The sequence below is a fragment of the Micromonospora sp. NBC_01739 genome, assembly GCF_035920385.1.
Classification (GTDB): Bacteria; Actinomycetota; Actinomycetes; order Mycobacteriales; family Micromonosporaceae; genus Micromonospora.
On the sequence record NZ_CP109151.1, the window covers coordinates 935457 to 961085 of the forward strand.

Annotated in this window: 30 protein-coding genes; 11 read left to right on the forward strand and 19 right to left on the reverse strand. The window is 70.8% G+C overall.

What is annotated here, in order from left to right; all coding sequences use genetic code 11:
- Positions 1 to 4 precede the first annotated feature (4 nt).
- Both OIE53_RS04110 and OIE53_RS04115 read left to right on the forward strand, forming a co-directional pair.
- Positions 5 to 1060, forward strand: coding sequence for a MupA/Atu3671 family FMN-dependent luciferase-like monooxygenase (locus OIE53_RS04110; protein WP_327025217.1), 1056 nt, complete (start codon positions 5 to 7; stop codon positions 1058 to 1060).
- Complete coding sequence (locus OIE53_RS04115; protein WP_327025218.1) at positions 1057 to 1623, forward strand: flavin reductase family protein; 567 nt, start codon at positions 1057 to 1059, stop codon at positions 1621 to 1623. The genes OIE53_RS04110 and OIE53_RS04115 overlap by 4 nt, the downstream gene beginning before the upstream one ends.
- 49 nt (positions 1624 to 1672) lie before the next feature.
- Here the strand turns inward: OIE53_RS04115 and OIE53_RS04120 are convergent, their stop codons facing one another.
- Positions 1673 to 2476 carry a metallophosphoesterase gene (locus OIE53_RS04120; RefSeq protein WP_327025219.1) on the reverse strand — a complete coding sequence of 268 codons (804 nt, stop codon included), beginning with the start codon at positions 2474 to 2476 and terminating at the stop codon, positions 1673 to 1675.
- 756 nt (positions 2477 to 3232) lie between these two features.
- Between OIE53_RS04120 and OIE53_RS04125 the strand changes: the two genes are divergently transcribed.
- Complete coding sequence (locus OIE53_RS04125; protein WP_327025220.1) at positions 3233 to 3589, forward strand: hypothetical protein; 357 nt, start codon at positions 3233 to 3235, stop codon at positions 3587 to 3589.
- 155 nt (positions 3590 to 3744) lie between these two features.
- On the opposite strand, the gene OIE53_RS04130 is transcribed toward OIE53_RS04125, so the two are convergent.
- Together OIE53_RS04130 and OIE53_RS04135 are read right to left on the reverse strand one after the other, a co-directional pair.
- Entirely contained in the window at positions 3745 to 4050 is a 306-nt protein-coding gene (locus OIE53_RS04130; protein WP_327025221.1) for a hypothetical protein, read from the reverse strand.
- 102 nt (positions 4051 to 4152) lie between these two features.
- Entirely contained in the window at positions 4153 to 4740 is a 588-nt protein-coding gene (locus OIE53_RS04135) for a YdeI/OmpD-associated family protein (protein ID WP_327025222.1), read from the reverse strand.
- A gap of 129 nt (positions 4741 to 4869) precedes the next feature.
- Here OIE53_RS04135 and OIE53_RS04140 point away from each other — a divergent pair, with 129 nt between their 5' ends.
- The 3 genes from OIE53_RS04140 (at position 4870) to OIE53_RS04150 (ending at position 6364) form a co-directional block, all read left to right on the forward strand.
- Positions 4870 to 5745 carry an alpha/beta fold hydrolase gene (locus OIE53_RS04140; protein ID WP_327025223.1) on the forward strand — a complete coding sequence of 292 codons (876 nt, stop codon included), beginning with the start codon at positions 4870 to 4872 and terminating at the stop codon, positions 5743 to 5745.
- A gap of 65 nt (positions 5746 to 5810) precedes the next feature.
- Entirely contained in the window at positions 5811 to 6242 is a 432-nt protein-coding gene (locus OIE53_RS04145; RefSeq protein ID WP_327025224.1) for a hypothetical protein, read from the forward strand.
- Entirely contained in the window at positions 6236 to 6364 is a 129-nt protein-coding gene (locus OIE53_RS04150; RefSeq protein WP_327025225.1) for a hypothetical protein, read from the forward strand. The genes OIE53_RS04145 and OIE53_RS04150 overlap by 7 nt, the downstream gene beginning before the upstream one ends.
- A gap of 51 nt (positions 6365 to 6415) precedes the next feature.
- Here the strand turns inward: OIE53_RS04150 and OIE53_RS04155 are convergent, their stop codons facing one another.
- The 5 genes from OIE53_RS04155 to OIE53_RS04175 all read right to left on the reverse strand — a co-directional run bounded on the left by OIE53_RS04155 (position 6416) and on the right by OIE53_RS04175 (position 12988).
- A complete protein-coding gene (locus OIE53_RS04155; protein ID WP_327025226.1) occupies positions 6416 to 7594 on the reverse strand; it encodes a serine hydrolase domain-containing protein in 1179 nt (392 codons plus the stop codon).
- A 65-nt stretch (positions 7595 to 7659) separates the two neighbouring features.
- Positions 7660 to 10185 carry an FtsX-like permease family protein gene (locus OIE53_RS04160; RefSeq protein WP_327025227.1) on the reverse strand — a complete coding sequence of 842 codons (2526 nt, stop codon included), beginning with the start codon at positions 10183 to 10185 and terminating at the stop codon, positions 7660 to 7662.
- A gap of 3 nt (positions 10186 to 10188) precedes the next feature.
- Positions 10189 to 10962: an ABC transporter ATP-binding protein gene (locus OIE53_RS04165; RefSeq protein WP_327025228.1), complete on the reverse strand. Its 774-nt coding sequence runs from the start codon at positions 10960 to 10962 to the stop codon at positions 10189 to 10191.
- A 110-nt stretch (positions 10963 to 11072) separates the two neighbouring features.
- Positions 11073 to 11732, reverse strand: coding sequence for a response regulator transcription factor (locus OIE53_RS04170; RefSeq protein WP_327025229.1), 660 nt, complete (start codon positions 11730 to 11732; stop codon positions 11073 to 11075).
- Positions 11720 to 12988 carry a sensor histidine kinase gene (locus OIE53_RS04175; RefSeq protein ID WP_327025230.1) on the reverse strand — a complete coding sequence of 423 codons (1269 nt, stop codon included), beginning with the start codon at positions 12986 to 12988 and terminating at the stop codon, positions 11720 to 11722. The genes OIE53_RS04170 and OIE53_RS04175 overlap by 13 nt, the downstream gene beginning before the upstream one ends.
- 168 nt (positions 12989 to 13156) lie before the next feature.
- On the opposite strand from OIE53_RS04175, the gene OIE53_RS04180 reads away from it, so the two are divergent.
- Positions 13157 to 13363 (forward strand): hypothetical protein, encoded by a 207-nt coding sequence (locus tag OIE53_RS04180; protein WP_327025231.1) that lies wholly within the window; start codon positions 13157 to 13159, stop codon positions 13361 to 13363.
- A gap of 128 nt (positions 13364 to 13491) precedes the next feature.
- Here OIE53_RS04180 and OIE53_RS04185 read toward each other — a convergent pair whose 3' ends face one another.
- Positions 13492 to 14424: a hypothetical protein gene (locus OIE53_RS04185; RefSeq protein ID WP_327025232.1), complete on the reverse strand. Its 933-nt coding sequence runs from the start codon at positions 14422 to 14424 to the stop codon at positions 13492 to 13494.
- 292 nt (positions 14425 to 14716) lie between these two features.
- On the opposite strand from OIE53_RS04185, the gene OIE53_RS04190 reads away from it, so the two are divergent.
- Genes OIE53_RS04190 through OIE53_RS04200 form a run of 3 tightly spaced genes read left to right on the forward strand, consistent with a single transcriptional unit; the run spans position 14717 to position 15723 of the window.
- On the forward strand, positions 14717 to 14848 hold the full coding sequence (locus tag OIE53_RS04190; protein WP_327025233.1) for a hypothetical protein: 132 nt from the start codon (positions 14717 to 14719) through the stop codon (positions 14846 to 14848).
- Between the two features lie 12 nt (positions 14849 to 14860).
- Positions 14861 to 15124 (forward strand): DUF4386 domain-containing protein, encoded by a 264-nt coding sequence (locus OIE53_RS04195; protein WP_327025234.1) that lies wholly within the window; start codon positions 14861 to 14863, stop codon positions 15122 to 15124.
- 59 nt (positions 15125 to 15183) lie between these two features.
- Positions 15184 to 15723, forward strand: coding sequence for a hypothetical protein (locus OIE53_RS04200; RefSeq protein ID WP_327025235.1), 540 nt, complete (start codon positions 15184 to 15186; stop codon positions 15721 to 15723).
- Here OIE53_RS04200 and OIE53_RS04205 read toward each other — a convergent pair.
- The 6 genes from OIE53_RS04205 to OIE53_RS04230 all read right to left on the reverse strand — a co-directional run bounded on the left by OIE53_RS04205 (position 15707) and on the right by OIE53_RS04230 (position 19330).
- On the reverse strand, positions 15707 to 16291 hold the full coding sequence (locus OIE53_RS04205) for a TetR/AcrR family transcriptional regulator (protein ID WP_327025236.1): 585 nt from the start codon (positions 16289 to 16291) through the stop codon (positions 15707 to 15709). The genes OIE53_RS04200 and OIE53_RS04205 overlap by 17 nt on opposite strands.
- Before the next feature lie 91 nt (positions 16292 to 16382).
- Complete coding sequence (locus tag OIE53_RS04210) at positions 16383 to 16841, reverse strand: hypothetical protein (RefSeq protein ID WP_327025237.1); 459 nt, start codon at positions 16839 to 16841, stop codon at positions 16383 to 16385.
- An 11-nt stretch (positions 16842 to 16852) separates the two neighbouring features.
- Positions 16853 to 17347, reverse strand: coding sequence for a hypothetical protein (locus OIE53_RS04215; RefSeq protein ID WP_327025238.1), 495 nt, complete (start codon positions 17345 to 17347; stop codon positions 16853 to 16855).
- A complete protein-coding gene (locus tag OIE53_RS04220) occupies positions 17344 to 17739 on the reverse strand; it encodes a BlaI/MecI/CopY family transcriptional regulator (protein WP_327025239.1) in 396 nt (131 codons plus the stop codon). The genes OIE53_RS04215 and OIE53_RS04220 overlap by 4 nt, the downstream gene beginning before the upstream one ends.
- Complete coding sequence (locus OIE53_RS04225) at positions 17736 to 18689, reverse strand: cytochrome c biogenesis CcdA family protein (RefSeq protein WP_327025240.1); 954 nt, start codon at positions 18687 to 18689, stop codon at positions 17736 to 17738. The genes OIE53_RS04220 and OIE53_RS04225 overlap by 4 nt, the downstream gene beginning before the upstream one ends.
- A complete protein-coding gene (locus OIE53_RS04230; RefSeq protein ID WP_327025241.1) occupies positions 18686 to 19330 on the reverse strand; it encodes a DsbA family protein in 645 nt (214 codons plus the stop codon). Before OIE53_RS04230 ends, OIE53_RS04225 begins: the two co-directional genes overlap by 4 nt.
- Positions 19331 to 19595: 265 nt before the next feature.
- Here OIE53_RS04230 and OIE53_RS04235 point away from each other — a divergent pair, with 265 nt between their 5' ends.
- Positions 19596 to 21014: an MBL fold metallo-hydrolase gene (locus OIE53_RS04235; RefSeq protein ID WP_327025242.1), complete on the forward strand. Its 1419-nt coding sequence runs from the start codon at positions 19596 to 19598 to the stop codon at positions 21012 to 21014.
- A gap of 176 nt (positions 21015 to 21190) precedes the next feature.
- Here OIE53_RS04235 and OIE53_RS04240 read toward each other — a convergent pair whose 3' ends face one another.
- The 4 genes from OIE53_RS04240 to OIE53_RS04255 all read right to left on the reverse strand — a co-directional run bounded on the left by OIE53_RS04240 (position 21191) and on the right by OIE53_RS04255 (position 25568).
- Complete coding sequence (locus tag OIE53_RS04240; protein ID WP_327025243.1) at positions 21191 to 22423, reverse strand: cellulose binding domain-containing protein; 1233 nt, start codon at positions 22421 to 22423, stop codon at positions 21191 to 21193.
- 195 nt (positions 22424 to 22618) lie between these two features.
- Positions 22619 to 23611 carry a PaaX family transcriptional regulator gene (locus OIE53_RS04245; RefSeq protein ID WP_327025244.1) on the reverse strand — a complete coding sequence of 331 codons (993 nt, stop codon included), beginning with the start codon at positions 23609 to 23611 and terminating at the stop codon, positions 22619 to 22621.
- A gap of 167 nt (positions 23612 to 23778) precedes the next feature.
- Complete coding sequence (locus tag OIE53_RS04250) at positions 23779 to 25173, reverse strand: DEAD/DEAH box helicase (protein WP_327025245.1); 1395 nt, start codon at positions 25171 to 25173, stop codon at positions 23779 to 23781.
- A 176-nt stretch (positions 25174 to 25349) separates the two neighbouring features.
- On the reverse strand, positions 25350 to 25568 hold the full coding sequence (locus tag OIE53_RS04255) for a hypothetical protein (RefSeq protein ID WP_327025246.1): 219 nt from the start codon (positions 25566 to 25568) through the stop codon (positions 25350 to 25352).
- Positions 25569 to 25629: the final 61 nt, after the last annotated feature.

Here is a 25629-nt window from a genome sequence, read left to right on the forward strand (position 1 = left end):
ACCGGTGGACTTCAGCCTTTTCTACTTCGCCAGCGACGAGCGCGACGCCGGACACGACCGTTATCGGATGCTGCTCGACGGAGCCAGGTTCGCCGACGAGCACGGCTTCACGGCCGTCTGGACTCCCGAGCGACACTTCCACCCGTTCGGTGCGATCTATCCGAACCCGGCTGTGACGGCCGCTGCCGTCGCCGCGGTCACCCGGCGAGTCGCGGTGCGGGCCGGCAGTGTCGTGGCCCCCCTGCACCACCCGCTGCGTATCGCGGAGGAGTGGGCGATGGTCGACAATCTCTCCGGAGGTCGGGCCGGAGTCTCCTTCGCCTCCGGCTGGCACGCGGTCGACTTCGCGTTGCGGCCGGAGAATTACCAGACTCGCCGCGAACTCACCCTGGAGTACGCCCAGCAGGTGCGGCGGCTGTGGCGTGGCGAGCCGATGCCGGTCACCGACGGAGTGGGTGCGGCCACTGAGGTGCGTGCGTTCCCGGCCCCCGTACAGCACGACATCCCGATCTGGATCACCAGTGCCGGTGGGGTGGAAACCTTCCGCGCCGCCGGGCAGATCGGCGCGGGGGTGCTGACCCACCTGCTGGGGCAGGACCTGGACGACGTCGCCACCAAGATCGAGGCGTATCGCGAAGCGATCGCCGAGCGGCCAGGGGCGGACGGGTGGCCCGGTCACGTCGTGCTCATGGTGCACACCTTCCTGGGCGCCGACGACCACGTTCGCAATCTGGTACGCGAGCCACTCAGTGCATACCTGCGGAGCTCACTCGGCCTGCTACTCGGCTCGCAGACCGGTACCGCCCGCCGGATCGATCCCTCCAAGCTGCGGGAGCGCGACATCGATGCGCTCGTGCAGCGGGCCTTCGACCGGTACTACGACGAGAGTGGCCTGCTCGGCACGGTCGAGAAGGCACAGCACACCGTCGAGCGTTTCGCCAAGGCCGGGGTCGACGAGGTCGCCTGCCTCATCGATTTCGGAGTACCCGCCGATCAGGTGATGGCAGGTCTCGAGCACCTCGACCGGCTCCGCGCGTTGACATCGGCGGAGACCCCATGACCTCGCAGGCGACCAGGATCCCCGACTCGACCAGCCTCCGCTTCCGGCGTGCCGCCGGCCGGTTCCCGACCGGGGTGGCCGTCGTCAGCACCCTCAACGACGGCCAGCCGCACGCCATGACGGTCAACTCGTTCGTCACGGTCTCACTGGAACCGCTGATGGTGCTGGTGTCACTCGGCCTGACCTGTCGCACCTACGAGCGGATTCACTCGTCGGGCATCTTCGCCGTCACGGTGCTCGGCGCCCACCAGCAGCCGGTCGCAGACTGGTTCGCAAGCTCCCGCCGGGGGACCGGGGCCGGCGCTTTCACCGGCGTCGACTGGCGGCCGGCACCGTGCTCCTCGGCACCGATCCTGGAGCAGGGTGTCAGCTACTTCGACTGTGAGGTGGTGGATGTCCGTGTGGCCGGCGACCATGCCGTCGTGTTCGGCGCTGTCCAAGCCTTCGACATCCTGTCGGACGGGCCGGCGCTGATGTTCGCCGACAGCCGCTATGTAGCCTGCCCGCCGCCAGCGGCCGCCGTGACCGGCGCGGCGACCCCAGCCGTGCCATCGCAGCGGTAACCATCGTGGTTGGGCGGCAGATGTCGCCGCCCGACCACGATGGTGGCGCTCACCGCAGCCGGGTGACAATGATGCGGCCGCCCTCGTAGACGCCGCCGTCGATGGCCAACACTCGGCCGCCGGCGTATCGCAGTGGCCCCTTGACCTCCTCGGGCACCACTCCGAAGTGCTTTGTCAGGGTGCTGTGGCCGTGCACGATCTCCGTGCCGCCCAAGCGGTCGAGCATGGCGGAAACCGCAGCCTCGACCTTCGCCGAGTCGTCGCCGCGGAACGCGCCACGATCACTCATCTGATACGACAGTTTCAGCCATATCTTGGCGTCGCGCGTCTGTAGGGCGGTCCGCACACTGGTATTGACGGCTTCCACATCGGATCCATGCTCTAGGTACCGCACGGAATCGGAGTGCACGAGCAGGATGTCGTCGACGACCGCCACGGCCGGCAGGGCGGACATCCAGGCCAGGTGCTCGTCGGTCAACCGGCGCAGATCCTCGTCGCAACCGCCGAATCTGGCCCAACCACTGTGGAAACCGCCCGGCTCGTTGAGCCCGACAACTGGCGTCGTGCCGAAGTGGTGGGCGGCGAGTAGCTGCACCTCGTGGTTGCCCAGCAGGCACCGTACCTCGCCGCCAACGGCGGCTGCTTCCGCAGCCAGGGTCCAGATGTCCTCGATCACACCGATTCCGTCGGGGCCACGATCGACGTAATCACCGAGCAGCCACAATCGAGCAGGTCCGCCGCACCAACGGCCGTTCGGGCCGACAAGGCCCGCCTCGACGAGCGCGCGACCGAACTCCTTGCGGTGGCCATGAATGTCCGCAGCGACGTAGAGCGGCGCGGTAGGGTCCGTCACCGCACCGACTCTACCGTAGCCGCTACCGCAGGGAATGCGACGACCGAGCGACCGCCGCAGCCGCAATCAGGAAGCATTCGACGACCTGTGCCGACCGCTGCCGGAGAGGAGGCGATTCGCGCGGCGATTGTCAGCCAAGGCGAAGCAGCGCTTGGGGGTTGCGAGCGGCCCCAGGCGTCGGCGTCAGATTTGCATCCGATGGGCCGAGGGAGCAGGACTATTCAGACGATACGGATCTGAATCCGCGGTGGCGCTATGAGATCAACAACGGAGACGGTGCGCTATTCCCACCACCGAAACGAGGCAGCGAAGCTACGGGGGGATCACAACTCTCACTTAATGATATTGGGCCGGGACGTGAGGGTCGTTCTGTCTGAACATGAGGAGGTGAGTAGCCACCATGGATCGTCTCCGACGTTCTCGAGGGCTGAGATCGCCCCGCTGCGGCCAGCCAGCTCATGCCCCTGGTCGACAAGATTCCCCTGAATAGAGGTGCTTGCGGCAGGCCCTAGCAACGGCCGAAAAGCACGATCTTGACAACCCGTCTGTCCAAAGGAGGTGCTGGTTGTGCAGTGGCTGAGGCACTGGGTAATCGAACGCGGGAAGCGTTCAGGGCGAGTCTGATGCCACCTCTGAAGTTTGAGGATCACGAGGTGGTCGACCCCGAACAATGGCCTTGTGTAAGGCGAGTTCGAACGCGCCGGTCGCCTCCAAGTATTCACCAGCAGCGCGCTCCCATACGTCATTTGCAGCGTCATGTGCAGCGCGTACAGCGCGGTGCGCGGTGAGAACCCGCTCGGCATGAGGTCCAAGGGCTCGGCTGCCTGGGTTGGCGTAGAAGCGGCTGTACGCCTGGAGGCGATCCGCCCGGCCGGCGTGCGGATTCTCCACCTGCCTGGCCGTATCGCGGGCTTCGATGAGTTCGCCGAAGCTACCGTGCAGGAGCACAACGAGGTCCGTGCCGCTGGCGGCGAGTCTCTTCACAAGTTCGCGTTGCCATTCGACTCGGCGGCGCAGCAGGTCGCTAACCAGCACCAAGAGGCCACCTATCAGAACACCTACGAGCGGGGCGACAGCATCCATCCCTCGATGATTGTTGGGCCGGTCAAATGACGAGCGAGGGAAGCAGGATCCCAACCCCCGGTCGGAAGACCTATTCATAACGCCGACGCCGGACGATCTGCCGGATTCGCAATGGGCTCGACCCCACGGCTGGCGGGTCGGTCGCTGTGGCGTGCCCTCGGCTGACCGCAGCAACCGGAGAAGGGTCAGATGCCGCCGAGGGCGTACGAGCCGACCACGGTCGCCTGGGTGAACTGGGGTGGGGTGGCGCAGCGGGCGCGGATGCCTTCCTGGAAACGTCGGAAGGCGGCCGTGTCGGTCAGCGCGGTCGAGCCTTCCTCGGACACCAGCAGGTGCATGAACTCCGTGCCGTCGCCCAGCCGGAAGGTGGCGTAGTGCAGGCCGTCCGGTCGGGTCTGCGCCAGTTCGGCGAAGACCTCCTCGACCAGCTTGGCGTTCTCCTCGGCGACTTCCGGTCTGGTGGTGTAGCGGATGACGGTGGCCTGTCCCATTCGTCTCCCCTTCGGATGGTCGACAGGCAAACGATGACGCACGGCCGCCGGGTGCGCATCTTCTGCCATGCGGCCAGGAACCAGGGGGCGGGCAGCAGCCGATCACGGCTTGGCCTTCTGGGGGTAGATGGTCTCGTGGCGGGCCAGCATGGCGACGAACTCGGCGATCTTCCGTTCCCGGGTCTGGGCCCGTTTCACCGCGCCGAGGCGGTGGATGAGGGCGTACCGGTTGGTCTTGGTGAGGACCTCGAACATGGCCTGGGCGGCGGGCTCGGCGGCCAGGGCGACCAGCAGGTCGGCCGGCACCTCGGCCTCCGAGGGTGGGGCGTAGGCGGCCGCCCAGCGTCCGTCCGCCTTGGCGGCCTCCACCGCGGCCCGGCCGGAGGGCTGCATCCGCCCTTCCTGCTCCAGGCGGGCCACATGGGCGACATTGCGTTGTGACCAGGAGCTGCGGGGCTTGCGGGGGGTGAACCGGATCAAGGAGGTCTCCTGGTCCCGTTTGCGGGCCTGCCCGTCGATCCAGCCGAAGCAGAGGGCCTCCTCGACCGCCTGCTGCCAGGTCAGGGTCGTCACCGTGCCACCCTTGCGCCCCAGGGCCAGCCAGACCCCGGGGGAGCGGGCATGGTTTTCCGACAACCAGTCCCGCAGCGCCGCGGCGTCGGCGACGATCAGTTCCTCCAGTTCGGCCATGCCGGCAGGGTAGCGCCGGGCCCTGACAGTGACCCGGCCGTTGGTCTGGTGTCGCAACGGGCGGTCAATCAGGGTGCCGGTCCGCCACGATGGGGCTGGTGAGCGATGCCAACCGCCGGGAGGCCGACGATGCAGAGCGTCCAGAAGGTCCGGCACCGACAGGTCGACCTCGACGGCCTGGAGGTGTTCTTCCGCGAGGCCGGGCGCACCGACCAGCCGACCCTCCTGCTGCTGCACGGATTCCCCAGTTCCTCGCACACCTTCCGCGAGGTGATGCCCACCCTGGCCGAGGTCGCCCGGGTGATCGCCCCCGACCTGCCCGGCTTCGGCATGTCCTCCGCGCCGATCATCGAGGACTACGACTACACCTTCGACAATCTCTCGCGGACCGTCGAACACCTGCTCGACCGCCTCGGGGTGGAGCGCTTCTTCGTCTACCTGCACGATTTCGGGGCACCGGTGGGATACCACCTGGCCACCCGGGCCCCGGAACGCATTCGGGGCCTGATCGTGCAGAGCGGTAACGCCCACCAGGAGGGCCTGGGGGAGCAGTGGGACAGCGCCAGGGCGTACTGGGCCGATCCGACCGAGGAACGGCGCGCGGACCTACCGGACTGGTTGAACTTCGCCGGCACCCGCGATCAGTATCTCGCCGGGCTGCCCGAGCACCTGCGCATCCTGCACCCACCGGAGTCGTGGCATCTCGACTGGGAGCGGATGAGCCGACCTGGCAACCTCGACGCCCAGTTCGCCCTCTTCACCGACTACGCCCAGCATGTGGCCCGCTTCGAGGAGATCGCCGGGTACCACCGCGCTCACCAGCCGCCGGCCCTGGTGCTGTGGGGACGACACGATGCCTACTTCGACGTCGAGGAGGTCCTCGCGTACCACCGGGTCCTCGACCGCATGGACGCCCACATCTACGACGGTGGACATCTGCTGCTGGAGACCCACGCGGCCGAGTGCGCCTACCTCATGCGGGCCTTCGTCCGCGACCACACCTGAGCCGCCCCACGCCACCACGGGCCACCACCACCGCACGGGCCACCGGTTCCGCCGGCAAACCCTCCGTGTTGCTGGCCGACGCCTTCGTCACCGGCTGGCACGCCGCGGCCACCCTGGCCGACGTCCAGGCGGGGGAGACCGTCGCCGTGTTCGGGGCCGGCACCATCGGACTGCTCGCCGCGTACTCCGCCGGTCTGCTCGGTGCCCGCAGGGTCTACAGCGTGGACCATGTCGACGCCCGGCTGGGCAAGGCCGAGGAGGTGGGGGCGGCGCCGGTCGACTTCCGAGCGGGGGATCCGGTCGAGCAGATCCGCGCCGACCGGGCCCGAGCGGGTCTGCCGCTGGGGGAGGAGAAGCTGCCGGGGGTGGACAAGGTCATCGACGCGGTCGGCTTCCAGGCCCACGACCGGGCCCACCCGGACCGGGAGCGGGCCGACCAGGTGCTCGCCGACGCGGCCCGCCTGGTCAACCCGGGCGGCGGGGGCGGGACATGGTGACCTCCGGCCGGGCCCGACCCGGCCGGATCGTCACCCACCACGGCAGCCTGGCCGACGCCCCCGGCTGCTACCAACGCTTCGACCGACGCCAAGAGGTGCTCAAAGCGGTCCTGCACCCCTGACAGGAGAAGCCGCCCCCGCGGAATCCGCAGGGGCGGCCGATCAGGGTACGGCTACCGGCCGGCGCACAACGCGGCGTCGAAGGCGTCGAGCACCCGGAACACCCCGTCCTGCACCGGGCTGGAGTCCGCGGTCACCACCAGGGTCACCGCCCGACCGTCCGCGGTGATCGCGGTACGGCTGGAGTATCCGTCGATGTCGCCGCCGTGCCCCCAGGCCCGACCGCCACAACTGAGCTCGAACCCGATGGTGCCCAGCCCGTAGTGCCACACCAGCTCGGGCAGGTCCTCCCCGCCCGGGTAGAACGGGTTGCCGGCGCGCATCTGGGCCAGGGTCGCTGGCTTGATCAGTTTGCCGTTCTGCAACGCCACCAGGAACCGGTTGAGGTCACTCGGGGTGGAGATCATCTGCCCGGCGGCCCCGCCGATGGAGGGGTCCAGTCGGGTGATCTCGGTCCACTTCCCGGTCTCCGGGTGGGGGAGATAGCCGTTGGCGTACGGCTTGCGGATGCTCTGGTCGCCGACCCCCGGCCAGTAGGTGTTCCGCAGTCCGGCCCGGTCGAGAATCCGGGTGGTGATCACCTCGCTGATCGGCCGTCCGGTGACCTTCTGCACGAGCAGGCCGGCCAGGATGTAGTTGGTGTTGCTGTAGTGCATCGTCGCGCCGGGGACCGGGCTGGTCGCCTCCTTCGCGAAGGCCGAGTCGAGCAGGTCGCGCGCTTCGAAGTACCGGTCGCGCCACTGGAAGACGTGCGGCAGGTCGTAACCCGGCAGGCCGCTGGTGTGCTCCAGCACCTGCCGGACGGTGATCGTCCGCCCGTCGAAGCCCGTGCCGCGGACGAGACCCGGCAGGTACGTCTCGATCGGCTCGTCGAGGCGGACCTTGCCGTCGTCGACGAGTTGCAGGACGGCGACGGCGGCGTACATCTTGGTGTTGCTGGCCATCCGGAAGTACCCGTCGGCGGGAACCTTCCCCCGGGTGCGCAGGTCGGCCACCCCGGCGGTGTAGTGGGTCACCCGGCCGGTGCGGTCCCGTACCGAGGCGAATGCTCCCGGCGCGACACCGGCGCCCACCAACTCGTTCAGGCTTACCTGGATGGTGTCCTTCGGCGGCTTGGCCACGGCCGGATCGGCCGACCGTACGCCGACCACGGCCAGCCCGATCATCGTGCAGGCGGCCAGCAGGGCGATGCCCCGTCGGGCGATGGACTTCTCTGTCGTTGACGTTGACACGGGACCTCCTGGTGAGTTGTCGGATCGGCGGCCGGGTGCCGCGATCCACGAGACGGATTCCGGGGTCATTCCTTGATCCCGATGCCGTTGACCGGCGGGGTGCGCAGCAGCGCGCCGATGGGCAGGACGGTGGTGGTCAGCGCCAGCAGGGTGGCGCCGCCGATGATGGCCAGCCCGCCGGCCAGTGGGACGTAGGGCACCGGTTGCCCGGTCAGGGTCCGGACCACCGAGGTCAGGGTGACCACGGCGATGACCCCGCCGATGAGCAGTGCGGTACCGAGCAGGCCTACCTGTTCGGCGTGCACCATCCGCTTGACCTGGCGTCTGGTCATCCCCACCAGCCGCAGCAGGGCCAGCTCACGACCCCGGGCCAGGGCGGCCATCACCATCGTGTTGGCGGCGGCCAGCGCGGCGTAGCCGACCATGACCCCGATGAGCATCTTGTTCAGCCAGGCGCTGATCGCCAGGTCCTGCGCCAACTGACCGTTGATGGTGCCGGTGTCGATCAGTCCGCTGCCCGGATGACGATCGACCAGGTCGGCCAGGGGGACCGAACCCCCCTCGGTGCGGATCAGCACCTGGTCGTCCAGGTCGGTGGCGGTGTGTCCGGTGATGATCTCCCGATTCACGGTGACGTCGGCGAAGCCGAGCCCTCGTTCGTAGAGGGCCACCACCCGCAAGCGCACCGGGGTGCCGTCGCCCAGCCACATCGCCACCTGGTCGCCGACCTTCGCCCCCTGGGAGGCGGCCTGCAGGGTGGACAGGGCCACGGTGGCGCCGTGCAGGTCGGCCAGCCGGCCCTCGGTGACCTTGAGGTCCAGGGTGTGTTCGACACCGGCGGGGTCGATGCCCTGCGCGCTGACCTCCTGAGTCTCATCCAGCACCCGAGTGAGCACCGAGGTCCGTCGGATCGGGGTCGCGGCCAGGACTCCGGGCATCGCGCGGGCGTCGGTGACGGCGGTCCGGGCCAGCCCCACCGGCGAGACCAGCGAGTGTTGGGCGAGCATTCCGGTGCGGCTCTGGGCCAGGGTCTGCCGTTCCAGGTTGTCCTGGAGGAACCAGATCGAGCCCCCGAAGCCCACCGACAGCACCAGGGCGGTCAGCACGGTCACCATGCCCTGGGCGTTGGCCCGCAGGTTGGCTGCGGCCAGGTATCCGCTGTCCCGCCAGACGGTCCGCAGCACCGGGCCCAGGGCCCGTGCGGCGTACCGGTTGATCCAGGGCGCCAGCAGGGCGGCGGCCAGCACGAGGACGTACAGCATGCCGAGCGCCGCGCCGAGGGCGGCCGGGCCCCGGGCGGCCGTGGTGACCATGGTGAGGGAGATCCCGGCGGCCAGGGTCACCAGCCCGACGATCAGCCGGGTCCGGCTGTTGCGGGCCGGCTCCACGGCGACCTCACCGAGGGCCTCGGTGGGGCGGATGCGTACGGTGCGCCCAGCGGCGATCAGGGCCGCCGTCACCGCCACCAGCATGATCGTCACGGTCACCGCCAGGGCGGAGAGCAGGCCGCCGGTGAGCGGGAAGCCCTCGGGAATGAAGCCCCGGGCGATCAACTGCCGGTGCACCCAGCCGGTGGCGAACAGCCCGGCCGGGATGCCCAACCCGACCGCCACGAGGCTCAGTTGCAGCACCTCGGCGACGATCATCACCCGGATCTGGCCGGGGGTCGCCGCGATGGCCCGCAACAGGGCCAGGTCCCGGCGGCGGTGGCGGACCGCCAGCCCGACCGTGCCGGCCACGACGAACATCACCAGCCCGGCGACGTACCCGCCGAAGACCGCACCCACCTCCACCAGCAGCTCGCTGGCCGCCAGGGCCTCGGACTGGGCCAGTCGCCCGCGCTCGGCACCGGTGAACACCCGCGCTCCGGCCTCGGTGGACAGCCGCCGCACCTCGGCCAGTACGGCGGAGGTGTCCGCGCCGGAGGCCACCACGATCCCGATCGCCCCGGCCCGACCCGGGTACGGGCTCAGCGCGGCGGCGTGCCGGTCGGTGAAGAACACCGCGGCGGGCCAGTCGCCCTCCACGGCGCGTTCCACCACCGCACTGACGGTGTACCTGCGCATCCCGCCCTGCACGATCACCGGAATCCGGTCGCCGGGGCGCACCTCGGTCTCGGCGGTTCTGGCCAGCCGCAGGTCGACGGCCACCTCGTCCGCTGCGGTCGGCGGGCGGCCGTCGACGATCCGGTAGGGGGTCAGGGCGGCACTGCTCCACCCGTGGGCGGCCGTCCGCTGTGGCGCCACGGTCGGTACGACCGCCCGCATCGTGTGGTCGACCGCGACCATCGTGATTCCGGGTACCTGCCGGAGTTGCTCGGCCAGGGTGACCGGCACCGTCCCACCCTCGGGCAGGGGCACCCTGGTCGTGGTGGTCGTTCCGTCGAACTCCCGGCCGGTGATCGTGATGTCGTGGTTCGCTACGACGATGTCGGCGGCGGCGTACCGCTGGGGGGCGGGGGTGTAGCGCAGGCCGGACTCGACCAGCAGCCCCACCGACATCAGGATCATGACCCCGCAGGCCAGGGCGACCAGGGTGGCTACCGCGCTTCCGATCCGGTGCCGCAGCATCCGGACAGCCAGGCTCAGCATGGCTCAGCTCCCCTGCGCGACGAGCTGACGGCGTCCGAGCAGCGCCAACTGCTCGGCGATCCGCTCCGGACCCGGCTGCGGCATGTCGTGCACGATCCGGCCGTCCGCGAGGACCATCACCCGGTCGGCGTACGAGGCGGCCACCGGGTCGTGGGTCACCATGATCACCGTCTGCCGGCTCTGGTCCACCACGGACCGCAGCAGGGCCAGCACCTCCGCGGCGGTCTGGGTGTCCAGGGCGCCGGTGGGCTCGTCGCAGAAGATCACCTCGGGGCGCATGGCCAGGGCCCGGGCGATCGCCACCCGCTGCTGCTGCCCACCGGACAGCTCGGCCGGACGGTGGTGCAACCGGTCGACGAGCCCGACCCGGTCCAGGACCTGCCCGAGCCAGGCGGGGTCCGGACTGGCACCGGACAGCCGCAGGGGCAGGTGGATGTTCTCCTCCACGGTCAACGCCCCGATCAGGTTGAAGGCCTGGAAGACGAAACCGATCCGGCTGCGACGCAGCTTGGTCAGCTTCGTCTCGGACAGCCGGGACAGCTCCTGGTCACCGATCCACACCTCACCGGAGGTGGGCCGGTCCAGACCGGCCGCGGTCTGCAACAGGGTGCTCTTGCCGGAGCCCGAGGGACCCATCACCGCGGTGAAGGTGCCGCGGTGGAACTCCGCGTCGATGCCGGCCAGGGCGGTGACCGCCTGGGGCCCGGTGCCGTAGGTGCGGGTGAGTCCTCCGACGCGTACCGCCGGCTCGGCGGGTCGTCCAGCAATGGCGGACATGAATATCGGCCTCTCCGTGAGCTCGGCAGATCGAGTACACGGAAAAGCTATGGCGCTACGGCGTCCCGGACGATCTAGCGTACGGGCCAACCGGGGTACAGCAGGCTGTACTAAACGCGGCCCTGGGTGTCCTTGAGGTACCGCAGGACGGCGGTCACCCGACGGTCGGCCGAGTCGTCCGGGGCCAGGCCGAGCTTGGCGAAGATGTTGCGGATGTGCTTGTGCACGGCCCCTTCGGTGACGAACAGCCGTTCCGCGATCGCGGTGTTGCCCAGCCCTTCGGCCATCAGCGCGAGCACCTCCCGTTCCCGGGCGCTCAGCAGGCTGAGGGTGCTGTCCGGGCGGCTGCGGGCGAAGAGTTGGCTGACCACCTCGGGGTCGATCGCCGTACCGCCCTCGGCTACCCGGTGCAGCGCGCCGAGGAACTCCTCGACCCGACCCACCCGTTCCTTGAGCAGGTAACCCAGCCGTACCGCGCCGGCGGCCAGCAGGTCGGTGGCGAAGGCCTGCTCGACGTACGCCGACAGGACCAGCACCGCCAGGCCGGGGTGCCGACGCCGGGCCTCGACGGCGGCCACGATCCCCTCGTCGGTGTGGGTGGGGGGCATCCGCACGTCGACGATCGCCACCTCCGGCCGATGGGTGTCCACCGCGGACAGGAAGGTGGTCGGGGAGTCCGTGGTGGCCACCACGTCCAGGCCCTCGGCCCGCAGCAGCAGGGCCAGCCCCTCGCGCAGCAGGGCGTCGTCCTCGGCGATCACGATCCGCACGGCAACTCCACGAGTATCGTCGTCGGCCCACCGGGTGGGCTGGTCAGGGTGAACCGGCCGTCATGGGCCTCGACCCGGCGCCGGATGCCACCGATGCCGGAGCCCTGGCGCTCGTCCGCGCCACCCCGACCGTCGTCCGTGATCGACAGGTGCAGCCGGTCGGCCTCGCGTCGGACGGTGACGGCGGCCGTGCTGGCGCCGCTGTGCCGGGCGACGTTGGTCAGCGCCTCCGCCACCACGAAGTAGGCCGTGGTCTCGACGGACGCGGCGCACCGGCCCGGTACCTCGACCTCCACCGTGCAGGGCACCCCGCAGCCGGCGGCCAGCCCGTGCAGGGCACCGGCCAGCCCTCGGTCGTCCAGCACCGGGGGCAGGATCCCCCGCACCACCGTACGCAGTTCCGCCAGGGCCAACTCGGCCGCGTCCTGGGCCCGGTCCAGCACCTGCGCCGCCTGCGCCGGATCGCGGGCCAGTGCCCGCCGGGCGGCACCGAGCAGCACGGTGACCGCGACCAGCCGGTTCTGCGCCCCGTCGTGCAGGGAGCGTTCGATGCGGCGCAACTCCACCGCGTGGGCGTCCAGGGCCGCCGCCCGGGTGGCGGTCAGCTCGGCGATCCGCAGGGAGGCGTCGACGTCGGGGGGCGGGGCCAGCAGCCGTCGCCCCGGCAGCGCCTGGAGGCGGGCCAGGCGCGGCCCGAGCGCCACCGTCACGGCGAGCCAGCCGACCCCGATCAGGGCGACCACCAGGGCGTCGGGCAGCCCGTCGATGCGCCAGTTGACCAGACCCGGGCCACCCTCCTCCGGAGGCAGCAACCAGAAGTAGAACGGGAACAGCAGGTTCTGCACGGCGGACAGCGGCAGGGACAACCCGAACACGCCCAGGGCGAGACCGACCGTGCCGTGGAGGGCCACGAACCCGCACTCCCGCCGCACCCACGGATCGCGCAGGGCCTGCCGCAGGCCGGCGGGCACCGGTGGCGGCTCGGGCAGTCGGAACCCCCATCGGGACAGCCGGGCCCGTTCCCGCCGGGCGGCCGACCGTACCGCCTTCAACGCCGACGGGATCACCGGCAGACCGATCCCGACCAGGCAGGCCAGTGCCACCACGGAGAGCAGCAGCAGCGCCGCGAACGCCAGGATCGCCGTACCGAGGCCGCCGACCAGGTGTTCCAGGGCGTCGACGGAGATCCGTACCCGGTCGCGCAGATACCGCCGCACCCCGCGTTCGCGGCTCCCGCCGGTGTCTGCCTCCGCCATGTGCACCTCCCCGGCACAGACCATAGGTGACCGAGGTCGGAGCCGGCCCACGGCGGGGGGAAAGGTACAGCCTGCTGTACCCGGGTCGGGCGGCTGACTGGATCGTCGGCGGCCCTCCGCAGCCCTAGCGTTGTCCTCGTCGCCGACCACACAACCCAGGGAGCAACCATGGCCGACCGCATCGCCCCCGTCGAGACCGCCACCCGCAGCCTGTTCCGCCCGGTGCTCTGGCTGGTGCTGATCGTCAGCGCGGTCATCAACGCCAGCATGTCGATCGCCGACGCGAACGTCTTCGTCGGCGCCGGGTTCGGACTGGTCACCCTGACCTGCGCGGTGCTGCTGGTAGTGCACCATTACCGCAATCGTCGGGACTGACCTAGACGGCGAGGTCCTCGGCCGCACCGAGGACCTCGCCGCCGGTCACCGAGGGGCCGGGGAGTCGAGCAGCATGGAAGATGCCACCGGCAAGGCCCCACCGCGACGATGGAGTGGACGGATGCGGATCAGCGGTACGGCATCATCGGGAACCAGCCGAACCCGAACATCGCCGGGACCCGCAGATCCCAGTAGACGACGGTGAAGACCCCCAGCATGAGCATCAGCCCTCCGGTCACCACGACGCTGCGCGAGGGGTCGGAGGCCCACGCCAGGAAACGTCCCCGGGTGACGAGCACGATGAGGGCGAACAGCAGGGCCACGATCAGGATGTTGCCCAGGGACTGAAGGACGAAGGCCATGGCGCCGTTCAGCGGGTTGCCGGTGTCCACGGCCCAGTGGAACAGCTTGTTGAACAGCGGGTACGGCCGGCCGATGAGGAAGCCGCCGATGAGGGCACCGATGGTGACCACCCGGGCCACCGGACGACGGGCGAACACGTCCGGCAGGAAGCCCAGGGCGGCCAGGCCCAGGTAGGCCAGGGCCAGCCCGATGAGGCCGAACACGACGGACGACTGGATGATCCGGACCGGCATCTCGCCGATCGTCTCGGTCGACAGCTGCGGCAGCCGGTCACCGAGCATCACCCCGACCGCGCCGTACAGCGCGGACACCGTCACCATGCCGACCGTCATCCAGCCCACCGGGCGCAGGAGGGCGGCGATGGTGTGCCGGGCCCTCCCGGTGCGTTCCGTACTGGCCTGGGTCAGCGGGCCGACCGAGGCCATCATGGCGATGTTGCAGGCGGTGAAGGTGCCGGCCAGCCCGGACACGAAGGCGAACAGCAGGCCGGCGGCCGTCCCCGCGATGGGGGTGGTCTTCGCGTCATGGCCCAGCGCCGCGTTGGCCACGGTGTCGCCGATGACCGAGTCGACGAGTTCGAACGACCACACCACCGCCAGCAGGATGCCTCCGAGGGTGGCGATGAGTGCCGCCCGTACCGGTGGCCGGGACCTCGGTGGGTCTATGAGCGCCTTGTGGCGGCTGTCAAGGTGGGCCATGTCGATAGTCCTTCCTTCGTTCTCTTTTCCGATGACGCGTTGCGCTCGTTGCCGTGCTTGCGCAGACAGCATCGAAGGTTCGCTCTCCGAAGACGTCTCGTATCGTGCGGACTTCGGCCCTGAACAGCGACAACGGTCGCCGTTCGGTAGCACTGTGCGGCTTTCGAGAGAACTGTCGTCCTTCCATATGGCCCAGGATCGCCCAAGTGGCCGATTCGCCGTGGCGGCGATCCGCCCGAGGGGTGCGGTACGACCACCGTCTATTGAGTGGCCGCACCGAAGAGGAGCGCCGATGGACGTACTGAGAAAGACCTCACTGGTCGCGGGTGGGTGCTATGTGCTCACCTTCGTCTCGATTCCGACCGTCGCGCTCTACCGGCCGGTACGCGACGCGGATTACCTGCTGGCGTGGCGAGTCTGCTGACGGTGGTCGCTGTTGTACCAGGCACGCCTGGTGCCCAGGGTTCTTCCGGTGCTCGGGCTCGTCGGGGCACCCCTGCTCATCGTCTCGGACCTGTGCGTGCTGTTCGGTCTCTGGGACCGGTTGTCCCCGGTGACGGCGATCGGGGCCCTGCCCATCGCCGTCTGGGAGTTCTCGCTGGGTGTCTACCTGATCGTCCGGGGCTTCCGGCCGTCCGCGATCACGGCGGGAAACCGCGCCGCCGGCACCCCTGCCCGGGAAACCGAGCCCGTGACATAACTCGTACAACAGCGTACGGTTTATCTCGAACATGAATGTTCGAGATGGAGGTGCGGGGCATGACCGGCGACAAGCTCCTGCGACATTGGCCCGCTGCCCTGGGGGTGCTGGTCGCGGCCGGTACCGTGCTCGGCGTCGAGCATGGCGGCCAGATCGCCTCCGTGGTGGCGGCCTCCGGGTTCGTCTACCTCGCCGCAGCGGCCATCGGGCGCCCCGGCGCGGCATGGCCCGCCTTCGGTGTCACCTTCGTGCTCATCGGGCTGAGCCTTCGTACCGGCTTCGATGCCGTGCTCTGGGTCTGCGTCGCGGCTGCCGCCCTAGCCGTCATCGGCCTCCTGCGGGCGGGCGTACGTCCAGTGTGGTCGCTGCCGCTCCAGTCGGCGGCGATGGTCGTGCTCGGGGCGGCCGCGCTGTTAGCGGTCCGGGCCGACCCGGTCATCGCCGGGGTGATCGTCAGTGTCGCCCTGTTCGCCCACGCGGCATGGGATGTGTGGCACCACCGCACCGGGCGCGTCGTCGCGCGTTCCCTGGCGGAGTTCTGCTGCGTACTGGACGTGCTGGTCGGGGTGGGGGTGCTCGTCGTCACCCTGACGTTGTGACGGCCAGCGCCGCCAGCAGGGTGTCGCGGACCAGTCCGGTGGCCTCCTCGGCGGTCACGTCCCCCCGATGCACCGCGGCCGATGCCCCGTGCAACACCCCCTGGATGGTGGTGAGCTGCCACGACAGCGGCATGTCGGCCCGGAACACCCCCTCGTCCCGACCGCGGGCGACCAGCGCACGCATCCGGCGAGCCGGCTCCTCGTGCACCCGCCGCATCTCCTCCGGGGTCAGGGCATCGCTCGCCGCGACCACGATCGCCCCGAACCGGTAGGTCAGCTGCCAGGTCGCCTCCAGCAGGCGGGCCATCGCCTCCCGTGGATCACCGTCGAGATCGACCGCACCCAGGGCCTGGTCGGTACTGGCGATCACCCGGCGGCTGACCGCCTCGACCAGTGCCCCCCGGGACGGGAAGTGACCATAGAGGGTCACCCGGCCCACCCCCGCCGCCCTAGCGATCTCGTTGACACTCACCGCCGGGTCGGTGGCGAGCAGGGTGGTCGCGGCCTCAAGGATCGACTCGACATTGCGCCGGGCGTCCGCGCGCCGGGCCGTCCCCTCGGTAGCCATCGCGCCTCACCCATCTTGAACAGGGATGTACGCCTTGAGTGTAGGGCGCGGAGGTCCGCGCCGCGCCGATCGACCGCGCGGCGCGGCCCGCTCACCTCGGGTGGGTGGCGGTACCTCCGCCGGGCGGGGGCGGGCCGATCGGACAGGTGGCGCCCTCCAAGGCCACCCCGGCGGAGGCCACCGTCACGGCCGTGGGCCCGGCCAGGAGCAGGGCGATCACGGTGGCGGCGACCAGGCGGTGGCGGATGCGGGGCCGGGTCGGCGGGGCCAGCATCCGGCGTACCCGTTCCACCGCACCGGTAGCGGCGCCGAGGGCGTGCCGGGGGGTGTGGTCGGCCAGCCGCACGATGGCGGTGGCCACCGCCTGCCGTCCGTGCTGCTCACTCGCCCGGTCGTCCGCCAGATGCTCCACCAGCCGCCGGATCTCCCGCTCGGCGGTCTCGGCCATCGGCAGTCCCGGCAGCGTGCGATGGAAGGCGGCGGCCAGGGCGACCAGGAGGTGGTGCCGGCCGCGCAGGTGGGCCCGCTCGTGCCGCAGTACGGCCGCCAACTCCTCCGGGGTCAGGCCTCCACCGCGGCGCTGGTGACGACGACCGTGCCCGGACGGCCGGGCAGACAGTAGACCGCCGCCGCCGAGTGGTCGACCATCGTCCAACCCTCGGCCTCCTGCCGGCTCAGGGGCAGCAGCGCGGCCCGGTGCCGTCGGCGCCAGCGGGAGGCGGACCCGAAGGTGCGGAGGAAACTGACCACCAGGCGGGCCAGGAGGACCGCGGTGGCCAGCAGGGCGGTCACCGCCAGGGTCTCGTTCAGGGCACCCAGGCCCGCCACGGCCCGTACGCACGCCGTGACGATGCCGTCCAGGCCGGCGGCCAGGGTGGCCGGCGGTACGGCGACGAACAGCCCGGCGGAGAGGACGGCTACGGTCACGGACAGTTCCGCACCCAGCCACAGCCCGATCGTGAACCGGGGCAGGGAGGTCGTCCACCGTACGGTCAGGGCAGCAGGGGCCAGGGCCGCCACCAGGGTCGCCCAGGCCAGCAGGACCAGGCTGGTCACGAACCCGACCCCCCACGCTGATCCAGCAACTCGCGCAGCGCCGCCGCCTCCTCGGGTCGCATGGCGTCCACGAACCGGGCCAGCGCGGCGTGCTGGTCGGCGGCCGAGGAGAGCGCCTCGGCCATGAGCTGCCCGACATGCTCCTCCCGGCTGGCCCTCGGGCGGTAGCGGTAGGCCCGGCCGGCCAGGTCGCGGTCCGCCCAGCCCTTGCGGTGCAGGTTGTCCAGCACCGTCATCACCGTGGTGTAGGCGAGGTTGCGGTCCGCCATCGCGTCGACCATCTGCCGTACGGTCAGCGGCTCGGCCGCCGCCCACAGCGCGTCCATCACCGCGGCTTCCAGTGGACCCAGTGGACGGTCGTTGCCCGGGTCCTTCCGTCGATCTCGGCTCACCGGTCGACCGTACCGTCGGCGGCGAGCAGCTTCGACCCGGCCGGAGTGGGGCAGGCCCGCTCGCCGGCCGCCGGGGCGGTGCTGGTGCTCTGCGGGCTGGTTGCCTGTTCGGCGGTGGTGCTCTGCCGGTCGGCGGCGGCGCGACGGCGGCGACGTACCAGGACGGCCGCTGCGGCCAGCGCCACGGCCAGGAGGACAAACTCGTCCGGTACCTGACCGAGGGTGTTGGTGACCCACCGTTGCGCGGTGCTCTCGAGGTCGGTCAGGCCGAGGCCCCCGGCCAGTCCGGCCGTGCCGTCGAAGGCCAGGAAGAAGGCGCCCAACGCGATGAAGATCAGGCCGGAGATGGCCGAGGTGGTGTGCAGACGCAGCCGGCCCACCGTGAAGGACCGGCCGCGCAACCAGCGCCGTTCGGCGATGCGCCACCGGCCCCAGACCAGGGCCAGCAGCAGCAGGGGCAGCGTCATGCCCAGCGCGTAGACGGCCAGCAGGGCACCACCGATCGCCGGTCGCGCCGAGGTGGCGGCCACCGTGAGGATTCCGCCCAGGATCGGACCGGAACAGAAGCCGGCCAGCCCGTACACCGCGCCCAGCGCGAAGACCGACAGGGGGGAGTTCCCGGTGATCCGGCCCAGCAGCCGTTGCGCCGGCCCGAAGGCGAACCCCATGCCGGCCAGCTGCACGACCCCGAGGGCGATGATCGACCAGCCGGCGACCAGGATCAGGGTGTCGCGGTGTTGGAAGAAGGCGTTGGCCACCACGGTGGACCCCACCCCGAGGGGCACCAGGACGGCGGCCAGGCCCAGGTAGAAGACCCCGGTGCGGGCCAGCAACCGACGCGGGTTCTGGAAGGCGTACGCGAAGAAGGCCGGCAGCAGCATGGCGCTGCACGGGCTGAGCAGGGCGAGCACCCCGCCCAGCAGGGCGGCCAGGTAGCCGATCTCGCTCACGGGGTGTCCAGCTGCTCGTCGATGGCCTGCTTGAAGGCCTCGTACGGCTGGGCGCCGATGATGAGGGTGTCCCCGATGCTGAAGGCCGGAGTGCCGGTCAGACCCATCGAGGTGGCCTCCCGCTGGTCCCGGTCGATGGCCTCCCGGATGCCCGGGGAGGCCCGGTCGGCGTCGAAGCGGGTCAGGTCCAGCCCGATCCGGGTGGCGATGTCCCGCAGGGCGGCGTCGTTGAGCGCTCCACTGTTGACCCGGCGCTGGCTGGCGTACAGCGCGTCGTGGAACTCCCAGAATCTGCCCTGGGCGGCGGCGGCTCGCGCGGCGGTGGCAGCGGCCCGGGACTCCTCGCCGAGGTAGGGCAGGTCACGCCACTCGATGCGGACCAGCCCCTGGTCGACGTAGTCCCGGATCAGCCGGGGTGTGGTCTCCCGGGCGTGCTTGCCGCAGAAGGGGCACTGGAAGTCGGCGTACTCGATGACCACGACGGGGGCGTCCGGTGCGCCGAGGGCCAGCGGATCGCCGGGGGTACGCCGGGCCAGGCTGGCGAAGGGGCTCTCCTCCTGTCCACCGGCGGCGGCCGGGCCGGCGGGCTGGTCGGACGGCCTGGCGATGATCGCCAGGACCGCGACGATCGCGATGACCACGACTGGACCAAGCCATCCGGCTGCCCGGCGAATCGGCGGCCGGGTCTTCCCGGAGCCTGCACGGGTCGGCTTCATCGGCGTCTCCTCCAGCCTGATCGAAGGCTACTAGCAGCCTTAGTACTAAGCAGCATAGTACTAAGGCTGCTAGTAGCGACATCCCCACGCGCGTGCCGGCGGCGGGGGCGGGTAGTCAAGCCGGTGCGGAGAAGGCTGTCCGCGCAGCACATCCCCTTGGGCGTACGCGGGATGGGAAGGGAGAGCGGTAATGGCGGTAGAGGTGTTCGTCATCGCGACATCCTCACTCGGCGACCGCAGCTACCTGGCCTCGGACGGGCGACAGGCGGTCGTGGTCGACCCCCAGCGTGACATCGACCGGGTGCTGTATCTGGCCGGCGAGAAGGGGGTGCGGATCACCCATGTGCTGGAGACCCACATCCACAACGACTATGTCTCCGGCGGTCTGGAACTGGCCCGGATGACCGGGGCGCAGTACCTGGTCGCCGCGGCCGACGAGGTCGACTTCGGGCATTCCCCGGTCGTCGACGGCGAGGTGGTGCCGGTCTCGGACCAGCTGCGGCTGCGGGTGGTCGCCACCCCGGGCCACACCTTCCACCACCTGTCGTACGTCCTGGAGGAGGCGACCGGTGGTGACTGGCGGCCGGTGGGGGTGTTCACCGGCGGATCGCTGCTGTTCGGCACGACCGGCCGCACCGACCTGCTCGGCAAGCAGTACGCCCACGACCTGGCCCACCAGCAGTACGCCTCGGCGAAGCGACTGGCCGACCTGCTGCCGGACGGGGTGCAGGTGTGGCCGACCCACGGCTTCGGCAGCTTCTGCTCGGCCGGCCAGGCCGACGCCCCGGACTCGACCATCGGCCGGGAGAAGCAGGTGAACCCGGTGCTGCGCCTGGCGGCGGACGAGTTCGTCGAACAGACCCTGGCCGGGCTGGACGACTACCCGGCGTACTACGCCCACATGGGGGTGGCGAACTTCGCCGGCCCGGCCCCGGTGGACCTCAGCCCGGTGACCCGGGCGGAACCCACCGCCCTGCGGAAGCGCATCGCCGCCGGCGAGTGGGTCGTGGACCTGCGACACCGCAAGGCGTACGCGGCCTCCCATCTGACCGGAACGGTCAGCCTGGGGCTCGACGGCCCGATGTCGACCTGGCTGGGTTGGCTGATCGACTGGGGTGCCCCGGTCACTCTGCTGGCCGAGACCCCGGAACAGGTGGCCGACGCCCAGCGGGAGCTGGTCCGCATCGGCATCGACCGGCCGGCCGCGCAGGCCACCGGCGAGGCCGAGCAGTGGGCGGCCGAGCCCGGGCAGCTCCGCGAACTGCGGATGGCCGACTTTCCGGCTCTCGCCGCCGCTCGCAAGGGGAGACTGCCGGCCGGCCTGGCCGCCCCGGACGTGGTCCTCGACGTGCGGATGACCAACGAGTGGCGCGGCGGCCACGTTGACGGGGCCGTGCACGTCCCGTTACCGGACCTGCCCGAGCGGCTCGCCGACGTGCCCGCCGGCACCGTCTGGGTGCACTGTGGCTCCGGCTACCGCGCCACCGCCGCAGCGTCGCTGCTGGTCAACGCGGGCCGCGAGGTCGTCGTCATCGACGACAGGTTCGACCGGGCCGAGGCGGCGGGCCTTGCCATGGTCGCGCCGACGACGCCGACCGGCGGTCGGTGACCGAAAGAGGCACGCCGGGACCGGATGTCTCGTTCCGGCTGCCCGCCTGCCTGCCGCGTGATCAATCAACCAGCGGCGTCCCAACTCTGAGTCCGGCCTCGTGGCGCGGAACACGCTCGAACGGGCCGGTGCCGTGGCATCGGCCCGTTCGAGGCCCTGGTTGGTTACCGGTGCCCTCAGCTACCGCTACAGACGGCGGCGGTTCCGCTACCGTTTCCGGTGCCCTGGAAACCGAAACTGGTGGTCTGACCGGCGCCCACCTGTCCGTTGTAGTGCTCGTTCCTCACGGTGATGATGCCGCTGCTGCCGGTGGACACACCGTTCCAGACGTTGCTGACCGACACGCCGCTCGGCAGGTTCAGGGTGACTGTCCAGCCGTTGAGGGCGGTGCTTCCCGCGGTGACGTTGACGTTGGCGACGAAGCCGCCGTTCCACTGGTCCTGCACCGTGAAGACCGCCGTGCAGCCGCTTCCGCCGGGCGGCGGGCTGGCGGGTGGTGGGGTGGTCGGCGGCGGGGTGGTCGGTGGTGGGGTGGTCGGTGGTGGGGTGGTCGGCGGCGGGGTGGTGTCGAGGGTCAGGTTCTTCTGCTGGACTTGCCACTGGGTGCCGCACAACCCGCAGTTGGGGCCGACGAAGTTGGCCCCGGCGGCGGTGTCGCCCTTCAGCCGCCACTTGAAGTAGAGCGTCGCCACCCGACCGAACTCACCGCCGTTGGGCTGGTCGTAGGTGGCACCGTGCCCGACGTTCAGGTTGCCCATGAAGGCGGGCAGCCCGGCCGGCAGCTTGCCCCAGTCGTCCATGGCGTTGGGGTAGGCGATGTCGCTGGGCCCGCCGATGAAGTAGGCGATCGGCTTGGTCAACCGCCTGAGCTGGTAGTCGTCGGCGTCGTTCAGCAGGCCGCTGTTGAAGATGCCGGTCGTGGTGATCCGGGGGTCGTTGGAGACGGCGTACGCCTCCACACCTCCGCAGGAGAAGCCCGCCACGGCGATCTTGGTGGTGTCCAGCCGGTTGTAGTACTTGCTGCCGGCCCGGGAGTTCTCCGCCACCGCCCAGTCGATGGTCTGGGTCAGCATCTGGGCGTTGGTGGATCCGCCACCGTTCGGTGCCCCGTTGGCCACGGCGAGGAAGCCGTGCGAGGCGATCTCACGCAGGAAGTTGTGTTGCGAGAGGCCGTTGCCCGAACAGGCCCCGTTGCCCCAGGCGAGGATGGGCAGCCGCTCGGACGGTAGGTTCTGCGGCCGGTAGATGGTGTGGTTGGCCAGGCTGGGGGAGGTCTCGTAGTCGGCCGGGTAGGGGCCGGAGCCCCCGACCGCGGCGCTGGCCGGGGCCACGCTGATCGCCATGATCACAGAGGTGACCGGGACGACGAGGGCGGCGAGTCCCGCGTAGACCTTCGTTCTCCTTTTCATGCACCCTCCAGGGGGATGTCACTGGTGGCACTCCCTGCGGTGGCGGTGGCCGCTGTCCATCCGTGCCCTGACCGGGGTCGGCACCGGCCAACGAGTCGAATCGGTGTGGCTGCCCTGACCGCCCGGCTGCGGTCCCCACAGGCGACTCAAGGGGAGCGGTGTGTGCAGTAACTATTACCAGAGCAATGAAAAGTGTCAATGCGAGGTCTGCTTCTGGTCGGCCTGCGGGGGCTGGCCGGCCGGCTCGCCGCGCACCGGTTCCGGCCGTGCGGGGTCCCTCGATGCCTGGAAGTAGGTGATCCACGAAGCGGCGTCCGGCCAGTGCGGGGCCACCACCTCGATGAGGCGGGCCTGCGCCAGCGCGCCGAGCGTGGTGTGGATGTCCAGGAAGGTCTCTCTGGCCCGCTGACGCGGCCACGGCTGCGGAAGCAGATGCTGCGGCAGATCCGGATCGGAGTCCGCGAACCTGCGCCAGGAGTTCATCGCGGAGGTGCGGGCCACCAGGGCACTGGCCGGGTCCACCTCTCCGCTGCGGGCGGCCCTGCGCAGCTCGGCGTACTGCTGGATGAACCGGGAGTACCCGGCAGCCAGAGCGGCCAGGTCGTACGCCCCGGCCGGTCCGTGCGGCCCGGCCTCCTCGTCGAACCGGACGTGCATGACCGACCATCGGGCATCCTTGGCGTGCTCCAGCAACTCCGCCAACGCCCTGCGCACCGGTGCGGCGTCGGAGCCCGGCCGGATCCACACGCTGTCGTACAGGCCCACGAAACGCAGCGCGCTCAACGCCCTGCGTACGGTGTGCCGCAAGGCCTGACCGGAACGCGGAATCGAGAAGGACACCATCACCCAGGCGCCGGTCCACTGCGGGGGACCGGCCCCGAAGTTCAGGAAATGCTGCATCCGTACGCGATGCTTGGCGATCGCCTGCGCCGTCAGGTGGTAGACCGGCGGCCGGGCGTCCCGCCGCCCGGCGATCAGACCGCGCTTGACCAGTCGCGACAGCGCGGCCCGGGCGCTGGACTCGCTGACTCCGAACTCCCGCAGCATCGCGATGACCGCGGTCGAGGGCAGCTCGGCCTCAGACGAGTCGAGATACTCGCCGAGCAGGGTGGTCAGCAGGTGTTGCGGGCTGGACCCGACCTGGGCCCGGGGTAATCGGAGGTGATCGGCGGATTCTTCGGCGTGCACCTCATCAGGGTGCCGCACCGGGTCGCCCACCGTTCCCTCAGGCGGTCGCCCGACCCGGCGTGATCTGCGGCCGTCGCCTCCCACCAGGACATCTGGAAGGCGACGCCGCCGACCGCTTCACCCGGTAACCGGCGGCCGGGGTGGACCGGGAGGCTCGACCGGTGGGGTCAGCGCCCGCTGCGGCGGGCGCTGGGCCGGGCCCGGGCGGAGAAGGCAGCCGCGCCGCCGCGCGCCGGTGCGGACCGCGTCGAGGTCGCCGCGGCCGTGGCCGGCTTGCCGCCGCCGCGTCGGCCCCGGCCGCCGTTGGCGGAGGGCACCTCGTGCCGAAGCTCGGCCGCCGGGGTCACCGGCCGGGGGGCGAGGATCCGTTCCCCCGGAGCGAGTTCCCGCAGCAGGGCGTCACCCGGGCGCAATCGGGTGGTGGTCGCCTTGATGCCGGCCTTGCGGGTCAACTCCCGCACCTCGGGCACCTGCCCGTCGGTCATCAGGGTGACGACCGTCCCGGCGGCGCCGGCCCGGGCGGTACGGCCCGAGCGGTGCAGGTACGCCTTGTGCTCCACCGGCGGATCGGCGTGCACGACCAGGGCCACGTCGTCGACATGGATGCCCCGGGCGGCGATGTCGGTGGCGACCAGGGTGTGCGCCTGGCCGTCGGAGAAGGCCTGGAGATTGCGGGTACGCGCACCCTGGGCCAGGTTGCCGTGCAGTTCGACCGCGGTCACCCCGGCGGCCACCAGCCGGCGGGTGAGGGTCTTGGCGCCTCGCTTGGTCCGGGTGAACACCACCGTACGGCCCGGGGCGGCGGTCAACTCGACGAGCACCTCGAACCGGTCCTCGGCGTTGACGTGCAGCACGTGGTGCGCCATCGCGGTGACCGGCGACAGGGTGGAGTCGACACTGTGCGTGGCCGGATCGACCAGGAACCGCCGCACCAGGACATCGACCCCGGCGTCCAGGGTCGCGGAGAACAGCAGGCGCTGCCCGCTGCGGGGGGTCTGCTCCAGCAGCCGCCGCACCGTCGGCAGGAAGCCGAGGTCGGCCATGTGGTCGGCCTCGTCCAACACGGTGATCTCGACGGCGTCGAGGTGGGCGTTGCCGGTCCCGACATGGTCGGCCAGGCGGCCCGGGCAGGCCACCAGGACGTCCACCCCGGCCCGGAGCCCGGCGATCTGGGGCCGCGCGGCGACTCCGCCGAAGATGGTCATCGTGCGCAGTGACAGGGCCTGGGCCAGGGGCGCCATCACGCTGTCGATCTGGGTGGCCAGCTCACGGGTGGGCACCAGGATCAGGGCCCGGGGGCGCCCGGCCCGCCGTGGCTTCGGGCTGGCGGCCAGGCGGCTCAACACCGCCAGGACGAAGGCGTAGGTCTTTCCCGACCCGGTGCGCCCCCGGCCCAGCACGTCCCGCCCGGCCAGGGCGTCCGGCAGGGTCGCGGCCTGGATGGGGAACGGCCGGTCCACGCCGCTCGCGGCCAGTACGCGGGTCAGCGCGTCGGGCACGCCGAGGTCGGCGAAGGTGGGCGAGTCAGATGAGGTGTTCTGGTGTGGGCGGCGTGCCGCCATGAAGGCTCCGAACGTCGAAGGGACGTCCCGCCCGGCGCTGACCGTGCGGCCGCGGCGCGTGGCGTGGGACATCGAACCCGGCCGCCATGGTGGGCCGGCCGTGCTGCCAGTCTACTCGAAGCCGCCGCAGGGGCCTCCTGGCCGCCGGGAAGCGGCCAGGAGTAACCCGGTGCCGCTCAGGGGGAGACCACCTGCCAGCGGCTCTGCTCGTCCATCCAGGCGCGGGCCAGGATCTCCGCCGACTGTCGCCCGGGACACTGGTGGATCTTCGACCGGCCGGCTTCGCCGCCGGCTCGGGCCTCCACCTCCCATGACTGACCGTCAGTGCGGATGTACACATCGCGACGTCCGCGCACGGTGCGGTTGCCGTTCCACCAGTGACGCTCGGTTTTCACCCCTCGACCGTATAGCAGAACTTCCGAGGATGGAATGTTGACGATCTTGGTGAGGGGTGGG

What these genes read in the sequence shown, in the direction of transcription:
- OIE53_RS04115 (WP_327025218.1), top strand. Translation starts at nt 1,057, where the DNA reads ATGACCTCGCAGGCGACCAGGATCCCCGACTCGACCAGCCTCCGCTTC.
- OIE53_RS04125 (WP_327025220.1), top strand. Translation starts at nt 3,233, where the DNA reads ATGTGCAGCGCGTACAGCGCGGTGCGCGGTGAGAACCCGCTCGGCATG.
- OIE53_RS04130 (WP_327025221.1), bottom strand. Translation starts at nt 4,050, where the DNA reads ATGGGACAGGCCACCGTCATCCGCTACACCACCAGACCGGAAGTCGCC.
- OIE53_RS04135 (WP_327025222.1), bottom strand. Translation starts at nt 4,740, where the DNA reads ATGGCCGAACTGGAGGAACTGATCGTCGCCGACGCCGCGGCGCTGCGG.
- OIE53_RS04140 (WP_327025223.1), top strand. Translation starts at nt 4,870, where the DNA reads ATGCAGAGCGTCCAGAAGGTCCGGCACCGACAGGTCGACCTCGACGGC.
- OIE53_RS04150 (WP_327025225.1), top strand. Translation starts at nt 6,236, where the DNA reads ATGGTGACCTCCGGCCGGGCCCGACCCGGCCGGATCGTCACCCACCAC.
- OIE53_RS04160 (WP_327025227.1), bottom strand. Translation starts at nt 10,185, where the DNA reads ATGCTGAGCCTGGCTGTCCGGATGCTGCGGCACCGGATCGGAAGCGCG.
- OIE53_RS04165 (WP_327025228.1), bottom strand. Translation starts at nt 10,962, where the DNA reads ATGTCCGCCATTGCTGGACGACCCGCCGAGCCGGCGGTACGCGTCGGA.
- OIE53_RS04175 (WP_327025230.1), bottom strand. Translation starts at nt 12,988, where the DNA reads ATGGCGGAGGCAGACACCGGCGGGAGCCGCGAACGCGGGGTGCGGCGG.
- OIE53_RS04180 (WP_327025231.1), top strand. Translation starts at nt 13,157, where the DNA reads ATGGCCGACCGCATCGCCCCCGTCGAGACCGCCACCCGCAGCCTGTTC.
- OIE53_RS04185 (WP_327025232.1), bottom strand. Translation starts at nt 14,424, where the DNA reads ATGGCCCACCTTGACAGCCGCCACAAGGCGCTCATAGACCCACCGAGG.
- OIE53_RS04190 (WP_327025233.1), top strand. Translation starts at nt 14,717, where the DNA reads ATGGACGTACTGAGAAAGACCTCACTGGTCGCGGGTGGGTGCTATGTG.
- OIE53_RS04200 (WP_327025235.1), top strand. Translation starts at nt 15,184, where the DNA reads ATGACCGGCGACAAGCTCCTGCGACATTGGCCCGCTGCCCTGGGGGTG.
- OIE53_RS04205 (WP_327025236.1), bottom strand. Translation starts at nt 16,291, where the DNA reads ATGGCTACCGAGGGGACGGCCCGGCGCGCGGACGCCCGGCGCAATGTC.
- OIE53_RS04235 (WP_327025242.1), top strand. Translation starts at nt 19,596, where the DNA reads ATGGCGGTAGAGGTGTTCGTCATCGCGACATCCTCACTCGGCGACCGC.
- OIE53_RS04240 (WP_327025243.1), bottom strand. Translation starts at nt 22,423, where the DNA reads ATGAAAAGGAGAACGAAGGTCTACGCGGGACTCGCCGCCCTCGTCGTC.
- OIE53_RS04250 (WP_327025245.1), bottom strand. Translation starts at nt 25,173, where the DNA reads ATGGCGGCACGCCGCCCACACCAGAACACCTCATCTGACTCGCCCACC.